The sequence below is a fragment of the Micromonospora sp. NPDC048898 genome, assembly GCF_043198035.1.
Classification (GTDB): domain Bacteria; phylum Actinomycetota; class Actinomycetes; order Mycobacteriales; family Micromonosporaceae; genus Micromonospora.
On record NZ_JBICUF010000015.1, the window covers coordinates 1 to 17,473 of the forward strand.

The 17,473-nt window shown below is 69.7% G+C and carries 13 protein-coding genes; 2 read left to right on the forward strand and 11 right to left on the reverse strand.

The window, feature by feature from the left end:
• Positions 1-141: 141 nt before the first annotated feature.
• The 10 genes from ACGFIQ_RS28805 to ACGFIQ_RS28850 all read right to left on the reverse strand — a co-directional run bounded on the left by ACGFIQ_RS28805 (position 142) and on the right by ACGFIQ_RS28850 (position 12,570).
• Positions 142-2,049 (reverse strand): flavin-containing monooxygenase, encoded by a 1,908-nt coding sequence (locus ACGFIQ_RS28805; protein WP_393248627.1) that lies wholly within the window; start codon positions 2,047-2,049, stop codon positions 142-144.
• Between the two features lie 20 nt (positions 2,050-2,069).
• On the reverse strand, positions 2,070-2,609 hold the full coding sequence (locus ACGFIQ_RS28810) for a flavin reductase family protein (RefSeq protein WP_393248628.1): 540 nt from the start codon (positions 2,607-2,609) through the stop codon (positions 2,070-2,072).
• Between the two features lie 34 nt (positions 2,610-2,643).
• Positions 2,644-3,792, reverse strand: a complete 1,149-nt coding sequence (locus ACGFIQ_RS28815; RefSeq protein WP_393248629.1) for a hypothetical protein — start codon at positions 3,790-3,792, stop codon at positions 2,644-2,646.
• A gap of 23 nt (positions 3,793-3,815) precedes the next feature.
• Positions 3,816-4,745 carry an MBL fold metallo-hydrolase gene (locus ACGFIQ_RS28820; RefSeq protein ID WP_393248630.1) on the reverse strand — a complete coding sequence of 310 codons (930 nt, stop codon included), beginning with the start codon at positions 4,743-4,745 and terminating at the stop codon, positions 3,816-3,818.
• A gap of 5 nt (positions 4,746-4,750) precedes the next feature.
• Positions 4,751-5,710, reverse strand: a complete 960-nt coding sequence (locus tag ACGFIQ_RS28825; RefSeq protein ID WP_393248631.1) for an aromatase/cyclase — start codon at positions 5,708-5,710, stop codon at positions 4,751-4,753.
• Positions 5,707-5,961, reverse strand: a complete 255-nt coding sequence (locus ACGFIQ_RS28830) for an acyl carrier protein (protein WP_357080933.1) — start codon at positions 5,959-5,961, stop codon at positions 5,707-5,709. The genes ACGFIQ_RS28825 and ACGFIQ_RS28830 overlap by 4 nt, the downstream gene beginning before the upstream one ends.
• Positions 5,958-7,205 (reverse strand): ketosynthase chain-length factor, encoded by a 1,248-nt coding sequence (locus ACGFIQ_RS28835; RefSeq protein ID WP_393248632.1) that lies wholly within the window; start codon positions 7,203-7,205, stop codon positions 5,958-5,960. The genes ACGFIQ_RS28830 and ACGFIQ_RS28835 overlap by 4 nt, the downstream gene beginning before the upstream one ends.
• Complete coding sequence (locus ACGFIQ_RS28840; protein ID WP_393248633.1) at positions 7,202-8,467, reverse strand: beta-ketoacyl-[acyl-carrier-protein] synthase family protein; 1,266 nt, start codon at positions 8,465-8,467, stop codon at positions 7,202-7,204. Before ACGFIQ_RS28840 ends, ACGFIQ_RS28835 begins: the two co-directional genes overlap by 4 nt.
• Before the next feature lie 173 nt (positions 8,468-8,640).
• The gene (locus ACGFIQ_RS28845) at positions 8,641-9,288 is read right to left on the reverse strand and encodes a disulfide bond formation protein DsbA (protein ID WP_393248634.1); all 648 of its coding nucleotides are present in this window, start codon (positions 9,286-9,288) and stop codon (positions 8,641-8,643) included.
• A 297-nt stretch (positions 9,289-9,585) separates the two neighbouring features.
• Entirely contained in the window at positions 9,586-12,570 is a 2,985-nt protein-coding gene (locus ACGFIQ_RS28850) for a BTAD domain-containing putative transcriptional regulator (protein WP_393248635.1), read from the reverse strand.
• 412 nt (positions 12,571-12,982) lie between these two features.
• Between ACGFIQ_RS28850 and ACGFIQ_RS28855 the strand changes: the two genes are divergently transcribed.
• Both ACGFIQ_RS28855 and ACGFIQ_RS28860 read left to right on the forward strand, forming a co-directional pair.
• The gene (locus tag ACGFIQ_RS28855; protein ID WP_393248636.1) at positions 12,983-14,263 is read left to right on the forward strand and encodes an MFS transporter; all 1,281 of its coding nucleotides are present in this window, start codon (positions 12,983-12,985) and stop codon (positions 14,261-14,263) included.
• Between the two features lie 247 nt (positions 14,264-14,510).
• Complete coding sequence (locus tag ACGFIQ_RS28860; RefSeq protein ID WP_393248637.1) at positions 14,511-16,574, forward strand: glycogen debranching N-terminal domain-containing protein; 2,064 nt, start codon at positions 14,511-14,513, stop codon at positions 16,572-16,574.
• Between the two features lie 58 nt (positions 16,575-16,632).
• Here the strand turns inward: ACGFIQ_RS28860 and ACGFIQ_RS28865 are convergent, their stop codons facing one another.
• A complete protein-coding gene (locus ACGFIQ_RS28865; RefSeq protein ID WP_393248638.1) occupies positions 16,633-17,148 on the reverse strand; it encodes an RNA polymerase sigma factor in 516 nt (171 codons plus the stop codon).
• Positions 17,149-17,473: the final 325 nt, after the last annotated feature.

The window sequence follows — 17,473 nt, forward strand, 5'->3', positions numbered from 1 at the left end:
GCCGCGCGTCGCCGCGGCCCCCCCCCCCCGGGGGCGGGGCGGGGGGCCCCCCCCCGCGGGGGGGGGGGCGGCGCCCCCCGCCCCCCCCCCCGGGGGGGGGGGTGGGGGGGCCCCCCCCCCCCCCCCCCCCCCCGTTCGTGGTCAGCGCAGCTCGTAGTCGGCCGGATCGACGGCCCGGGTGCGCCGCCAGTAGTCCTGGGCCGGAAACGGCCAGTTCTGCGCGGTCCGCCCGGCGGCGTTGACGAACCAGCTGCTGACGTTGGAGAAGCCCCAGGCCCGCTGGGCGTTCGCCTCGTCCACCCAGGTGTTGAACTCGCGGAACACCTCCGGGCGGACCTCCATGGCTCGGTGCCCGCCCTGCACCAGCCTGCGCACCGCGTCGACGAGGTAGGTCACCCCGCACTCGGAAAAGTAGATGATGCTGCCGCCCTGCCCGGACAGGTTGGTGTTCGGACCGTACAGACAGAAGAGGTTGGGGAAGCCGGGCACGGTCAGTCCCAGGTACGCGCGTGCGTCGCCGTTCCAGTACTCGTGCAGGTCGACGCCGTCGCGCCCGGTCACGGTCATCGGGGTAAGGAACTGCGAGGCTCGGAATCCCGTGCCATAGATGATCACATCGGCCGGATGCAGCTCGCCGTCCGCGTCGCGTACGCCGTCCGGGGTGAGCCGGTCGACGGCCGCGGTAACCAGGCGGACGTGGTCGCTCTTCAAGGTGGCCAGCCATCTGCCGTTGTCGCGCAGCACCCGCTTGGCTCCGACCGGGTAGCGCGGCAGGACGAGTGGCAGCAGGTCGGGGCGGTCGGTCAGCTGGCTCTCCAGATATGCCGTCAGTGTGGCGCGCAACTGGTCATTGAGCGCCGACACGGCACGCTCGCTGGGCGGATAGTCGGGGTCGACGACCCAGCCCTCCAGTACGCCGCGCAGGCCTGGCGCCAACAACCAGAACCGCTGCCACGCCGCGTAGTAGGGCAGGTGCTCGTAGAGCCACTGGACGCCGACCGGAACCGCGTCGTGGTAGTGCGGGGTGGGCCGGAGCCAAGGCGGGGTGCGTTGCAGGACTGTCAGGTGGCTCGCCTGCTTGGCTACCTCCGGAATGAACTGGAAGGCGCTGGCGCCGGTGCCGATCACCGCGACCCGCTTGCCCGTGAGGTCCACGCGGTGATCCCACCGGGCCGAGTGGAACGCCGGGCCGGCGAACTCCTCGCTGCCCGGGAACTGCGGCACGTGCGGGCGATTGAGCTGACCGACGGCGCTGACCAGAACTGTGCACTGCTCGGTGCGTGGCCCGTCGGGCGTGTCCGCAGTCAGCCGCCATTGACCGGCCGCTTCGTCCCAGTGCGCCGCGCGGATCTCGCTGTTGAAGCGGATCAGGTCCAGCAGACCGTGCTGTTTCGCGAAATCCCGCAGGTAGGACAGCAACTCGTCGTGTTTACAGAAGTGGTCGGGCCAGTCGGTACGGGTAGCGAACGAATAGCTGTACAGGTGGCTGGGCACGTCGACCCGGCAGCCCGGGTAGTGGTTCTCGAACCAGGTGCCGCCGAGGTCGGCGTTCTTCTCGTAGACCACGACCGGCACGCCCGCCTGGTTGAGCCGGTGCGCTGCGAGCAGTCCGCTGAGGCCGGCGCCGATGACTACCACCCGGGCGTCTCGGCCCGGGGCCTCCTGGTCGAGCCGCCAGTCGGGCTCCTTCGGGTCCTCGCCGGGCAGGATCACCTCCTGCTCGAGCAACGGCAGAAGGTCCTCGGTGTCGCCGCCCATCGCCCAACTGGTGACCCGCCGCAGCGTGCGGCGGTCGAGCCGGGGCACCGCGGCTCCCTCGCGCAGTCGCCGCAGCGCGTTGAGGGCGAGTTCGCGGGCATGGTCCTGCTGTTCGTCCGTCAGGCCGCCCTGTGGCAGGAAGAGCCAGCCGTTGGGTCGCAGATCGTCGCGCAGGATCGACAGGTCGCCGGTGAGGTGGGCGACGGTCATCAGCAGGGCCGGTGCCTCCGCGTCGCTCAGGTGGGCCCGCAGCGTGTCGTCGTCGGCGGTGATCGGCTTGATTGCCCGCATGGCTTCCCCCGGTGTCGTCGTCATGGGCCGGCCGGTCCGCCGTCAGCCGGACCGCGCAGGTGGTGAAAGCCGCGGTCGAAGTAGACGGCTGGCTCGGTGTCTCCGGTGACCCGCACGTCGCAGACCGCGCCGACGAGGATCATGTGGTCGCCGGCGGTGTGCCGGCTGTGCACCGCGCATTCCAGCACTGAAGCCGCGTCACCCAGCACCGTCGCGCCGCCGGCGGTGCGTTCGAATCCGCCGGCGGCGAACTTGTCGACGCCTTTGCCGGCGAAGCGCCGGGCCAGCTGGGTGTGGTGCGCGCCGAGAATGCTGACGGCGAAGCTCCCGCTGCTGGCGAACACCGGGTAGGAGTTCGCCGTGCGAGCCAGACAGACCAACAGCATCGGCGGGTGCAGCGAGACGGAACAGAGCGAGCTGGCGGTGAACCCGTAGGGCGTACCACTCTCGTCGTGAGTGGTCACGATCGCGACCCCGGTCGGGAACCGGGCCATCGCGTCGCGATAGTCGGCCAGGTCGAAGGTGGAGGCGCCGTCGACCGCGGAGTCGGTGGAAAGCATCAGTTCCTCCTGTCGGGTGCGGTCGCCCTCACACTCAGGACGCGGACCGCTGAACGAAACCGGTCATCGAGACTGTGAAGTCCTGCCGGTTCGGCCGGTAGGCGACGCAGTACTGCGTCGGGTACCAACCCGCCACCTCCCACGCGGCCGGCAGCTTGACGGGAGTGCAGGAGTTGGCGGCCCGTCCGGCGGCCAAGTCGTCGAACCAGGCTTTGTTGATCATCGGCTCGTAGAACGTGATGTCACCGTCGTAGGCGCCGTACAGGAAGGTGTGGGTGAACGGCGCGCCGTTGAACTCGGGAGCGGCCGGATCGCCGAGGTGGTTGCCCATGCCGGGCACCACGGCGTCGATGTCCACGTAGCCGGCCGGCAGGTAGGCCGGCGGCACAGGCTTGCGGCCCCGCGCGTAGTCGTCGCAGTTGATCAGGTTCATCCCGCCGCACGGGCCGGTGCGGATCGCCATCGCCTCGGCTTCCTCCTGCAGATAGAAGTGCAGGTCGAAGTGGGGCACGCCGTAGATCTGATCGGGTGCGTGTCCGCGCGGGTCCCAGTTGAGCATGGCCCACTTGAACGGGCCGCCGACGCGCTGCCGGAAGCGTTGCGGCAGCTCGAGCATGTACTCGTGCTCATGAACGCACTCCGTGTCGCGGGTGATGGCGCCGTCACCGTTGACGTCGTAGCAGTGCTTGCCGTCGGACAGTTCGGTCGGCAACCCGGTGAGCATGCCCTTGTCGAAGACGAACGACATGCTGATCGGGCGGCTGCCGATGCTCTGGGTGGCGATCCGCACGCTGCCACCCGTGCCGACCCGCTGGGCCGGGCCGTAGTCGGCGCACGGGCCCGGGTAGGAGCGGGTGTCCTGATAGAGGCGTTGCGCCACGCTCGCCGGCAACCGCAGGTCCTGTTCGATCTCCGGCCGGCCCAGGACCAGGCAGACGGCGACAGCCTTCCCTGTGGCGTCGGCGCGCTGCGGCGCGGGCTCATCCGACGCAGCCGAGTGTTGGGAGGAGGTGGTGTGTCCGGCTGCGGCGAGGTGTGGGGAGTGAGCGGTCTGCCCAGCCGCCGTTTGAGCCGCCGGCTTCCCCTCGCTGCGCATCGGCTGATAGGCAAGAGTGAGGACCGCGGCGGCGGCGACCGCTACGGCGAAGACCCGGCGCAACGGCCAGGTACGCGGTGAAGTCATCGAATGTCCTTCGAGTAAGCGGGTCAGGCGAAACAGGCAGGCAGGCGTCCGTCGTTGAAGGCGACCATCTCGCCGAAGACGCTGACGACGTCGAGCGGGCGCCCGAGCGGTCCGTCGGTGAGTTCCGCGTACGCGCGGTGCAGGTTGCCGACGATCCGTTCCGGGTCCAGCAGGTGGTCGAAGGCGGAACGATCCGCCGACAGCGCGGTTTCCAGCGGGCTCATCCCCAGCGCCGCGCCTTCCTCGGCGAGTTGTTGGATCCAGCGCAGATAGGCGAGGTTCTCGTCGATCACCTCGGGCCCGGCGAGGGGCCCGTGCCCGCACACGATGACGCGCGGGTCGAGCTCCCGGATACGCTGTAACGCCGTCACCGCGCCGCTGACCGAGCCCATCAGGTTGAACGGGGCCGCGCCGCTGAGCAGCACGTCCCCGGCGAACAACACCCGTGTGGCAGGCAGCCACACCAGGACGTCGTTGGTGGTGTGCGCCGGGCCGACGTGGACAAGCTCGGCGACCCGGTCACCGAGGTGCACGGTGGCACGATCACGGAAGGTCAGAGTCGGCAGAGTGACCCGTACGTCACCCCACGACACGTCCGGCCAGAGCCCGGTGAGCGCCAGGCCGGTCTCGGCCATCTCCACCCGGGCCTGCTCGTGCGCGACCACTGTCGCCGTGTCGAAGACGTGGTTGCCGAAGTTGTGGTCGCCGTGGTGGTGGGTGTTGACGACCAGTCGGCGTGGCCCGCCGAGGCCGCTGAGGGCCGCGTGCAGCCGGCGAGCCCGCTGCTCGGTGGCGAGCGTGTCGACGACCATCAGCGTCTCCGGACCGGAGACCGCACCGGCGTTGCTGACGCACCACCCGCCGGGCAGTTGCAGATAGGCGAAGACGCCGTCGGCGATCTCGACCAACTGCTGACTGCCTGAAGGGCCGTCGGTACGGCTCGTGCCGGCCATCAAGCTCATCGCGCAACGCCCTCGTCCGGCGAGAGGGCCGCCCGGTCGCTCGCGTAGGCGCCGGCGTACGTCAAGGTGGCCCGGCTGTTGCGGCCGAGGGCCTCACGCAGGAAGCTCCGCGCGTCCGCCACGGTTTTTCCCGCACCCAGCACGCTGGTGATCGCGGCCGGGTTGATCGCGACGGTGTGCTCAGCAACGACGAGCGACCCGCCGGGCCGCTCGCTGAACAGCCACGAACCACTGTGCCCGGTCAGCAGCGCCGGCGGGACCAGTTGTTTGTAGACGATCCGCTCCCCCGGCAGGCAAACCCGAACCGAACGTGTCGTGTGCGTGCTGCCGTCGCCGGTGACGGTCTCCATCTCCATGTCCTGGACGCCGGGCTCCTCTTCGCGCAGCACCACCCGCCGCACGTGCGGCAGCGCGTCCGGCCAGCGGTCGCTGCGGTAGACGAAGTCGTACACGTCGGCGGCGGTGCCCGGCAGCTCCACCTCGTCCGAGAAGGTGAAGACCAGGTCGTCGACGGGATGTCCGAGCTCGCCGATGCGGCCGAGGGCAGCCAGCTCACGCTCACTGTTGGCGTCCAGTGCCTGCTCGAGCAACGCCACCTGTCGCTCGCCGCCAGCGACCGAAAACTCGTGCACGAGCACGATCTCGGTGCCGCCGTCCGGCTGCGGACGGAAGATCCATTCACCGCTCATCGAGGTGACCGGTGGCTGGCTGTGCTCCTGGCGGAACGTGATCCGCAGGGCCTCCGGGTCCAGGGTGCGCCGCGAGGTCCAGGTCTTCACCTCGCCGTTGACCATCGCCCACAACTGGAAACGCTCGTGACCGTCGCCGCGTTCGAGGTGGTGGACGTGGATGCTGGGCTCGAAGATGACAGGCCAGCGGCTCACGTCGGCCACCAGGCCGTAGACGGTGGCGGCGGGCACCGCCACCACCCGCGAGTGCACACGCCGGTGCGTCATGACGCCTCGACGAGGACGGCGTTCACCACGTCGACCACCGCGCGCGGTGTGTCCAGCTCCACGATCTGCTCATCGGGAATGCGGACGCCGTAGTCCTGCTCAATCCGTGCGGCGGTCTCCATCAGGGCGAGCGAGTCGTATCCGAGATCGTCGAACTGGCGGTCGGCGATGTCGCCATTCAGGTCGGCCTCGCTCTCGCCGGCGCACGCGATCAGGATGCGGCGCAGGTCGTCGACGGCGAAGTTGCTCATCGGTAGGTCTCCTTCTCGAGCGAATCGTTGACCCCGCGGACGACGACGGCCGCGTTGAAGCCCCACAGACCGCGAGCCAGCACCAGAGCGGTACGGACCGGAGCGGAGCGCGGGGTGCCGCACACCAGATCGATGCCGTAGTCGGCCGGTACGTCAGCGGTCCCGGCAGTGGCGGGGATGACGCCGTCACGGATGGACAGCAGGGCGGTGACCAGGTCGGTCGGACCGCCGCCGGAGTACAGCCGGCCGTAGAGCGACTTCGGCGCGGTGACCGGCACCTCGTTCGGACCGAACAATCCACGGATCGCCTCGGCCTCGGCGGCGTCGGACGCGGCGACACCCAGCGCGTCGGCGAACACCACGTCCACCTCACCGGCCTGGATCCCGGCGTCAGCCAGGGCCATCTCGGCGGCGCGGCGCAGGCCGGGCGGGCGGCCCGAGTCGGCCGGCGGATCGAAGGTGGACGCGTAGCCGGCGATCTCACCGTGCACCCGCTGCACCCCACGGGCGCGGGCCGCGGCGGCGTCCTCCAGGACCAGCACGGCGCCGCCCTCGCCGGGCACGTAGCCGCAGGCCGAGGCGTCAAAGGGAAGGTACGCCCGGGCGGGATCGACGGCCCGGCTAACCCTCCCACTGGCGATCTGCGAGACCCAGCCCCACGGATCGAAAGCGGAGTCCACGCCGCCGGTCACCATCAGCGCGGTGCCTCGCCGGACGGTCCGGCGAGCATGACCGACCGCGTCCAGGCCACCGGCCTGCTCGGCGACGAGCGCACTGCTCGGGCCACGCATGCCGTGCCGGATCGAGATCTGGCCGGTGTTCACCGCGTAGAACCAGGCGAACGACTCGTAGACGCTGACCGCCTGCGAACCGATCGACCACAGCTTCTGGAACTCCCGGTGGGTGAACTCGAAACCGCCGGCGGCGTTCGAGGTGACAACGCCCATGTCGTAATCGGTCAACTCGGACGGGTCCACCTTGGCGTCGGCGAGCGCCCAGTCGGCGGTCACCAGAGCGAGCCGGGTGGACACATCTGTCTGCGGCAGCAATCGGCCGGGCAGGTGCTCGCGCGCCTCGAAATCGGTGATCTGGCCGGCCAGAGTGGCCGGGAAGCGCTGGACGTCGAAGCGGGTCAGCGGCGCGATGCCGCTGCGCCCGGCCAGCAGGCCGTCCCAGAACCGCTCGAGACCCAGCCCGTTGGGCGCGGCTACGCTCATGCCGGTCACGTACACCGGGGTGGTCATCGGGTCTCCTCCGGACGTCGCAGAACCATCGCGCTCTGGAAGCCACCGAAGCCGCTGCCCACCGTGAGCACGCTCGGCACTGCCTGCTCACGGGCTGTCAGAGGGACGTAGTCCAGGTCGCATTCGGGATCGCGGTGGTGCAGGTTGGCCGTCGGTGGGACCACGCCGTGCTCGATGGCCAGCAGCGAGGCGGCGATCTCCACCGAGCCGATCGCGCCGAGCGAGTGCCCGACCATCGACTTGATCGAGCTGATTGGCACCTCGTACGCGTGCGGTCCCAGGCTGCGTTTGAACGCGGCTGTCTCGTGCCTGTCGTTCTGCTTCGTGCCGGATCCGTGCGCATTGACGTAGCCGACGTCGCCGCGATCCAGCCGGGCCTCGTCCAGCGCCACCCGGATCGCCTCGGCCATCTCCCGGCCGTCCGTCTTCAGGCCGGTCATGTGGTAGGCGTTGCAGCGTGTGGCGTAGCCGGCCAACTCGGCGTAGATGTGTGCGCCACGGTTGCGCGCGTGCTCGTACTCCTCGAGAACGAACATGGCGGCGCCCTCGGCGAGCACAAAACCGTTACGGGTCGCGTCGAACGGCCGGGACGCGTGCTCCGGGTCGTCGTTGAGCGTGGTCGTCGCCTTGATCGCGTCGAAGCAGGCGACGACAATCGGGGTGATCGGCGTGTCCGATGCGCCGGCCAGCATCACGTCGGCGCTGCCCTCCCGGATCAGCTGCCCGGCATGTCCGACCGAGTCCAGGCCCGAGGTGCAGCCGTTGGAGACCATCGTGACCGGGCCCTCGGCCGCCACAGTCCAGGCCACCTCGGCCGGCATGACGCTGGGCACCAGGTAGTCGAACATGTGCGGCGACACCAGCTCGGGGTCGACGACCCACTTGCGGCCGCTGTCCGAGAGCACGAGGTATTCGCGTTCCAGGCTGGTCGCTGCGGCGACCGCGCTGCCCAGGCTGACCCCGAGCCGGTACGGGTCGAGAGTTCCGACGTCCAGCCCGCTGTCCGCGACGGCTTCTCGCGCACAAACCACGGCGAACTGGGTGGCCCGGTCCATCCGGCGGATCTCCCGAGGGCTCAGGCCCTCCAGGACCGGGTCGAAGTCGACCTCGGCGGCAACCTGGGACCGGTACGGCGAGGGATCGAAGAACGAGATCCGCCGGGTCGCCGTACGGCCCGAGCAGAGCAGATCCCAAAATTCCTTGACACCGTTGCCACCGGCAGCACGGACACCGAGCCCGGTGATGACGACACGCCGCGTCACCGGGCACCGTCCGGACGTTCGCAAGTCTTCGAGGTGAGCATCGACAGGGTCCTCACTGCTCATCTTGGCAACCGCCCGGCGGGATCCGCGGCGGTGAACCCAGCGTGCGATGAACGGCTCGAACCCGACTGGAAGATCGATGGGAGCCACCGGCCGGTGGCTCCCATCACGTGTCACCCGAAGATCGCCGGAGTGTCGCGGGACCGCTTCAGCTCGAAGAACCCGGGCGTGCCCGCGACCAGCAGGACGCCGTCCCACAACCGGCCCGCGGCCTCGCCCTGTGGGGCGGGCGTCACCACCGGGCCGAAGAAGGCGACTGTCGTACCGTCCGGTCCGGGGGCGTGAATGATGGGCGTGCCAACGTCGAATCCGACAGGCTTGAGCCCGGCGTGGTGGCTCGCCAGCAACTCCTCGTCGTACTCTTCGCTGCCGGCCGCCGCGGCCAGGTTCGGATCGAGACCGACATCGGCCAGGGCCGCCCGGTACAGCTCGTCACCGAGCTGCTGCCCACCGGGATGGATCCGGGTACCCAGTGCTGTGTAGAGGTCGCGCAACACCTCGGGACCGGCGGTCCGGGCGGCGGCGACACAGATGCGCACCGGGCCCCACGCCTCTCGGCGCAGAGCGAAGTACGCATCCGGGCGATCGGCATACTCCTGCGGCACGCTGTCGTTGTCGGCGTTCAGCACGGCCAGGCTCATCACCTTGAACCTGACCCGTACCGGCCGGACCTGCTCCACCTGGAGCAACCAGCGCGATGTCACCCACGCCCACGGGCAGAGCGGGTCGAACCACATGTCCAGCGTCTGGCGATCGGTCATCGAGGGGCCCCTTCGGGTAAGCGGCGTGGCATGCGGCCGCGAAGGCATCCTGGCTCATCACGCTCAAAGATCGATCTCACCCACCTGGGCCCGCCACCTGCCGGCTCCGATCGTCGCATGGAAATCATGCTCGTGGATCCACGCCACGGTCTCGGGCAGTGCCGGCGGCCGCGCATCTTCAAGCCCTCCACCGAGAGATACGCGGCCAGCGGCCGGTCTTCTCAAGATCATTGAGAGCGTCCGACAGCAGGCAGCCGGGCCCGCGCCAGCGTCACCCGCCCCGCTGGCGCCCGGATCTCACCTCTGCGTGTCCTGGGATCGTGGATAGAATTCGGTGACCTCGGTCAGCTTGTCGCCCATGTCGCAGACCCTGTCCCGCATGTTGCGGGTCCCACCGTTCTGCATGGCGTGCATCGCGTCGCACGCCTGCCGCCACGCCCGGCAGGCGCCAGGCACCTCGTCGAGACCCAGGTGTGCTTCGCAGAGCATGATCGAGGCCTCGAACACGCCGATCCGGTTCTGCGACTCGGCGGCCGCGTCGACCGCCCGTTCGAGGTGCTCCACGGCCCGGTGCTGATGGCCCATCGCACCGAGACACTCGGCCATCGAGATGAGGATGTCGGCCTCGTCCGTCGTCCATTCGCTCTTCTCGCCGCGAGCGAGCGCCTCGTCCAGACACGACATGGCCTCGTCGAGAGCACCGAGCCGGACGAGCGAGCGGCCCTGGGCCGCCGATGCCCAGATCTCACCCTGCTCGATGCCGGCGGCACGGTACAGGGCCAGCGCTCTCTCGTTCTCCTCCAGCGCACGCTGGTGCTGGCCGAGCTCGCTGTGGATCCGGTGCAGGGTGGAGTGAACGACGCCCTGCTCCGCCAGCAGGCCGTGCTCCGCGAAGATCTGTTGCGCGCTTGAGATCAGGTCGAGGGCCTCTGCGTACGCGGCGAGGTAGGAACAGGCGTCGGCCAGGCTACACATGACGTGCGCCGCGCCGACCCGGTCTCCCCTGTCGCTGGCCGACACCAGTGCGACACGCATGACGTCCTGCCAGTCGTGAAATCGCCCGCTGCGCCGCAACCACGGCTGCATGGTGAGGGCCACCTGCCACCCGGCGACGCCGAAGTCACCCTCGGCGGTGCGCCGCACTGCCTCCGGCAACACCTCGCGGTGGTCGTCGAACCAGCGCATCGCCTCGTCGTAGGTGGTGGGCTGCTCCGGCGCGACGCCGGCCGGTGCCGGAGACGGCGCGACCATCGGGCGTTCCGGTGCCAGCACCATCGCCGCCCGATATCCACTGTGCAGATAGTGCTGCAGAAGCCGGGCGGTCGCCGCGGTCCTGTCCAAGGCGGGCTCGTGCGTCAGAAAAAGCTCCTGCGCGTATGCCTTGACCAGCACATGCGATGTGAATCGCCCCCTGTCGTCCTCGTCCAGCAGCGCCGCGTCGGCGAGTTCCCGCAGCGTCGCGCGCGCAACCGGCCCCGGGTGCCCGGCCAGGCTGGCGGAGGCCGCGGCCGACAGGCCGGGCGCCATGGCGGCGGAGGACAGCCGGAACAGCCGGGCGGCGTCCGGGCTGAGCTGGCGGTACGACCAGGCGAAGGCGGCCCGCGGATCCCGGACGCTGTGGCTGCTGGAGAAGGCGGCGAGCCGCTGCGTGCCGTCGCGCAACTCCGCGGCCACGTCGGCGAGTGCGAGTCGCGGACGGGCACTCAGTCGCCCGGCCAGGATTGCCAGCGCCAGCGGTAGGCGACCGCACAGCTCGATGATCTCGTCCAGGATGTCGGCCGGCGACGCGCAGCCCACCACGGCACGGTTCGGTGCGCTCACGAGCCGGCGCCGAACCAACTCACGGGCGGTCCGCATGTCCGGAGGGTCAAGGTGCAGCAGGTGGGCTCCGTCGATGGCGGCAAGCTCGACGAGCGGCTTGCGGCTCGTCACGAGGACCAGGCTCTCCGGCGAGTTCGGCAGCAGCGAGCGCACCTGCGCACAGTCGCTCGCGTTGTCGAGGAGCACGAGGATGCTCTTGCCGGCGGTGAGGCTCCGGAACGTACCGACCCGCGCCGCCAGCGTCTCCGGAATGCTGGACACGTGGACACCCTGCGATGACAGCAGTGACCCGACGGCGTCCCCGGCGGACACGCTCTCGTCCGAGGTCTGGTCGCCGCGCAGGTCCAGGTACAGCTGCCCGTCGGTGAAGTCGCCGGAAACCAGGTGTGCGAAGTGCGCGGCAAGCGTGGACTTGCCGACCCCGCCCATCCCGTCCAGAGCGACGATCAGGGGGCCGGTCCGACCGGCGCCACCCGACCCGCTGCGCAGAGCGCTGAGCGTCGCGAGTTCTTCGGTACGCCCGACAAAGGCGGGCAGGTCGGGTGGCAGTTGCGCCGGTCGCACCAGCGGCTCCGGGGGGAGGCGGTCGAGTGTCTGCCCCCGACCGGCGCCCGCGGAGTCCTCCGCCGTCGTCGCCTGGGTGAGCACGTGCCGGTGCGCGGCCTCAAGCGCCGGCCCTGGATCGATGCCCAGGTCTTCCAGTAGGCGAGAGCGCACCGTCCGGAACACCTTGAGCGCGTCGGCCTGGTGACCGGCCGCGCCCAGCGCGGAGATGAGACTCGCCTGCACCGGTTCGTTCAACGGAGCCATCGAGGCGGCCAGGCGCAGGGGTTGCAACACGCGCCCCGAACAGCTCAGCGACACCGCGAGTTCGGCTGCGGACACGCACACGTCGAGGAACTCGCGGTCGAGCGCGGCGAAGATCGACGTCGCGGCCGACCCGGAGGCGTACGTGTCGCCCGCCGGCCCGCGCCACAGCTGGAGTGCCTCGACGTAACTGTCGAGCGCCCTGTCTCGGTCCCGCAGGGCGACACTCGCCCGGGCGGCGCCGGTCAGCTCGCGGAAGCTGACCAGGTCGAGGGTGCCAGCACCTGGCGCGAACAGGTAACCGCCACCGTGGCGGCGAAGGTACGAGCCGGTTGCGCGCGGGGGCAGCGAGGGTTCCATCAGCCGTCGCAGGGTGCCGACGTACTTGTGGATGACGTTTGTGGCGCTGGTTGGCGCGTCCTCGCCCCAGAGCAGCTCGGTCAGGTTGCTCACGCTGATCGGTCGCCCTGCTCGCGCCAGCAGCAGGGCCAGCAGGTTGCCCTGCTGTCGGGGCCCGGCGCTCAGCTCGACGTCGTCGCGCCAGATCCGCAGGGGGCCCAGGATCTGGAACCGCATGCTGCCGCTGACCGGCCGTGCTCCGTCGTCGGGGTGACGGGCACCGGCCGATTTCGACAATTCGATCTCCTGTTTCACTTGACGGATCGTGAACATCCGCTGCTCGCGGTACCGACAAGTCTACGTCCGGCCACGCCGAAGGGACTCGCCAGTCAGGGCGAAGCGGACGTCTGTGTCGATAGCGGCGCGGAAGGGCGGAAAACCCGCGACGGCGAGCTCGTGGGAACACCTCCTCTGCCGGTCGAGCGCCAGCATCCGTTTCGTCACGGATGGGACCCTTGCCCCGCGCGCTGAGGTTTCCGACCAGGCCGAGTGGTTCGGCGGGCGGCGTCGCGTTCGGGCATGCCGTGCGGATCTGTTCGGTTCGCCAGTCGCCCGGGCTCGCTTGTGGACAGCACCTTTCCGCGCTGCTCCAAAGCTCACTCAGAAGTTGTCAACTACCTGTCGTCATCATCTGCCGGAAGGTATTCCTCGGCAAGGACAGGGCTCCATGACCGCGTCAGCAAGCAACACTCGGACCGACCCGGACCGACCCGGTGTGTTCAACAAGCCGTACGAGTCCCAGCGCTCCCCGGAGGCGAAGCGGCGTACCGCCGCGCAACCGGGTCGCCGGAAGGGGCTGACCCTGTTCGCGTTGGCCCTGGGCGCCTTCGCCATCGGCACCGGCGAGTTCGGCAGCAACGGGATCATCCAACTCTTCGCCTCCGACCTGGACGCGTCCATCCCGGTCGCGACGTACGCGATCAGCGCCTACGCGTTCGGTGTCATGATCGGTTCGCCGGCGATCACACTCCTCGCGGCCCGGGCCAACCGCCGTACCCTGCTGCTGGGCCTGCTCGTGCTCTTTCTCGTCGGCAACGTCCTCTCGGCCCTGGCCCCGAACATCGCGACCCTCGTCGTCTTCCGCTTCGTCACGGGGAGCGTCCAGGGCGCCTACTTCGGCGCCGGCGCGGTCGTCGCCGCGTACGTCTACGGTCCGGGCAAGGGCGGACGGGCCTTCGCGACAGTGATGGGCGGTCTGACGGTGGCCACCGTCCTCGGGTCGCCGCTCGGCACCCTCGTCGGCCAGCACGCCGGGTGGCGCGCCACCTACTGGACCGTCATCGGCGTGGGTCTCCTGGCCGGCGCGGCGCTGCTGGCGTGGCTGCCCCGCACCGACGACCTGCACGGCAACTCCGTGGTACGCGAACTCGGCGCCCTTCGGCGACCCGAGGTCTGGCTGATGGTCATGGTCGCGGCGCTCGGCATCTCCAGCATCTTCGCCGTCTACACATTCATCGGGCCGTTCGTCACCGACGCGGCGGGCCAGAGCCCCTCGCTCATCCCCGTCGCCCTCGCCGTCTTCGGTCTCGGCATGGCATTCGGGAACTATTTCGGCGGCCGGGCCGCCGACAGGTACGGCAGCCGACCGCTCATCTACGGCTTCGGCTATGTCCTGGTGCTGCTCGGGGCCATCGGTTTCCTTGGCGGCGAGATTCTGATCCTCATGCCGGCGCTGTTCGGCGTCGGAGCGACGATGATGTTCGCCATTCCCACCATCCAGGTACGGCTTACCGAATTCGCACCGGACGCGCCCACCCTCATGGGCGCCCTCAACCTGGCCGCCCTCAATCTCGCCAACTCGCTCGGCGCGATCGGTGGCGCCGTCACCATCGCCGCCGGGTGGGGAACCCTCTCCACGGTGTGGGCGGGATTCGTCCTCACCACCGCGGGCCTGATTCTCTTCCTCACCACCCTGGGCCGGACCAGGGCACCCGTCACGCCCGCGTAAACGCCACACCCCGTGCCGGTGGGCGGCCACACCCGCGAACGCCCGACCGCCCACCGGCACGATGGGCCGCGCAGCCCTTCGATATCGCCGCGCGGTCGACTTTTCTCGCCCTAGACTACGAGCGTGTACGGCAGGGCCGTCCCACTGTCGGCGGGGGGAATTGGGTGCCATGCAATCTCGGTCGACGCCTTCCAGCTCCCAGTCGTCAGAACGCTCCGGCACGACGAACGGCGGCGTCACCCGGGATATGCCACCGGAACTGGGCTCGGACTCGGTCGGCGTATTCGAGGGCCGGACGTTCATGTTGTCCAATTCGACAGGTGACGTGCCGACGGACTCCATCGCTGGTCTGGTACACGATGACACCCGCTATATCAGCCGTTGGGAACTGACCCTCGACGGGAAGGCCCCGCTCGTGCTCAGCGCGAACCCCGTCGACGCGTACTCGGCGGCCTTCTTCCTCGCGAATCCCGAGGTCGAGGGCCTGGCGGCGAACCGGGTCGGCGTGCGGCGGGAACGGTTCGTCGGAGACGGCATGTGCGAGCGGATCACGGTGGAGTATTTCGGCGCCGAGCCGGTCTCCGTACGTCTGCGGTTGGCTGTCGGCGCGGACTTCGCCGACCTCTTCGAGATCAAGAAGGCGGGACGGAGCAGGCTGCCCGACATCCAGCGTGACCACCTGTCGGACGGCTCCGCCCTGCGATTCTCGTATCAGAACTCGCACTGGTCGGCCGTCACGACCGTGGCGGCCGAGCCGCACGCCGACCGGGTCGAGGGCGACGCACTGGTCTGGGACGTGCACCTGGGACGAGGTGACAGCTGGGGTTGCGAGCTGCGGGTGCTGCTGAACTGCCAAGGCAGGGACTACCTGCCGGTCAGCAGAACCTTCGGCGAGGAGCACGACCCCGGCGCCGACGACGCGGCGTGGCGGTGGAGGGCGAACAAGCCGCACCTCAGCACGGATTCGGACCTGTTGCGCGACGTCTACCACAAGTCGGCCCGCGACCTGGTGTCGATGCGGATCGTCAAGGAGATCCACGGCGAGCAGGTCGTTCTGCTGGCCGCCGGCATGCCCTGGTTCCTGGCGGTGTTCGGGCGGGACACCCTGATCACCGCCTACCAGAGCATCAGCTGCGGACCGGACGTGGCCCGGGGGGCGCTTGTCACCCTTGCCGCACACCAGGGCAGCACCGTTGACGACTTCAGCGACGAGGAACCGGGCAAGATCCTGCACGAGTACCGGTCCGGCGAGCTGACGCAGCTCGGCATCATGCCGTACGGCCCGTGCTTCGGCGCGTCCGACACCACCCAACTGTGGCTCATCCTGCTCTCCGAGTACTGGCGATGGACGGGCGACGACGCGTTGGTCCAAAGCTTGCGCCCCAACGCCGACGCCGCCCTGCGGTGGATCGACCACTTCGGCGACCGCGACGGCGACGGTTACGTCGAGTACGCCACGCGCTCCCCCGAAGGCATGCGCAACCACTGTTGGCGCGACTCACCCGACGGCGTCCAGTTCGCCGACAGCAGGCTCCCCTCCCTGCCGGTCGCCACCTGTGAGATCCAGGGTTACACCTACGACGCGAAGCTCCGCGCCGCACAACTCGCCGACGGGCCCTGGGCCGACAGCGCGTTGGCACGACGTCTGCGTGCCGAAGCCGCCGATCTGCGCGAGCGCTTCAACCGCGACTACTGGCTGCCCGCACGCGGCGGCTACTACGCGATCGGCCTCGACGCCGACAAACGCCCCATCGACTCGATGACCTCGAACATGGGCCACCTGCTGTGGAGCGGCATCGTCCCGCCCGACCGGGCCGCCACGGTGGCCCGGCAGTTGATGTCCGACCAGATGTTCTCCGGCTGGGGTGTCCGCACCCTATCCACCGAGGACGTGGGATACAACCCCATCGGCTACCACCTCGGGACCGTCTGGCCACACGACAACTCGATCATCGCCGCCGGGCTCGCCCGGTACGGTCACCGCGACGCGGCGAACCGCATCGCCATGGCGATGCTGGAAGCGGCCGCCCACTTCGACTACCGCCTCCCGGAGGCCATTTCCGGGTACGACCGCTCGCTCGGCCAACGACCGGTCCCCTACCCCACCGCCTGCAACCCCCAGGCCTGGGCCAGCGGAGCGCCGCTGCTGTTCCTGCGCGCGATGCTCGGGCTCCACGTCGACAACGGGACCGTGGCCACCGATCCGCACCTCCCCGATGCCCTGGGCAGCATCCGGCTGACCGGTGTCGCCGTGCACGGCGCGCGAGAAACCGTGGAGGTCTCCGGCTCGGTCCTACGATCGTCCACCTAGCTTGATCTTTAACCTGGGGTTGGTTCGCATCGACCCCAGGTTAAAGATCAAGCTAGGGTCATCGGGCCGTGCAGCTCGCCCGCAGGGCGGACAGCGCGTGGTTGTGCCGGGACCGGACCGTGCGGACCGGGACTCCGAGCACACGGGCTGTCTGGTGCGCCGTCCGTCCGGCGACATAGGTGTGCAGAAGCACTGCGCGATGTTCCTCGGGCAGCCGACGCAGCAGCGTGACAGCCTCGGCCGTGGCGGCGGCGGCGTCCGCGTGATCCGGTTCGGGGACGTCGACCTCCGCATCGATCGTCTCGCGCTGGACGGCGACCTCCCGCAGTGACGTGACCGCCAGGTCGCGCGCCATCGTCATCAACCAGTCACGGACCGAGCCCTGCCCGTGGCGGTGGCGGTTGGTGTGCCGCCAGGCGCAGATGAAGGTTTCCTGGACGATGTCCTCCGCGAGGTGGTGATCCGTCACGAGAGTCCGGACGAACGTGAACAACGGTTCCGTGTGGTCGGTCATCAGCTCGTCCAGCGAGAGAGTCTGGCCGGTGGCCGGGCAGGTGGGGTCTGCGGATGTCATCTGGCGTCTGGCCTCCCAGGTGCAGGGGTGGGACCAGCCCCGCCAGCGACACCGCTCTGACGCGAACGCAATGCGGTACCGGCGACCGGTCCCAGCTCAGACGCTACGTGCGGCCACCATCCAGCCTCTTGACGAACTCTTGACCGGCGGCGCCCCGTCCGGGTCGGGGTGCGCGCCACCGCGCCACCGTTGGGTCACTTCGGGCGCGCGACGTCGATCTGCCCCGTCGATTTGACGGTCACCCAGGTCGTGACAGTGGCTCCGGCGACCTCAGCGGTGCCGGCCCGGCCAGTGGCCGAGCCGGCGCGGTGCCGTGCCGTGCCGT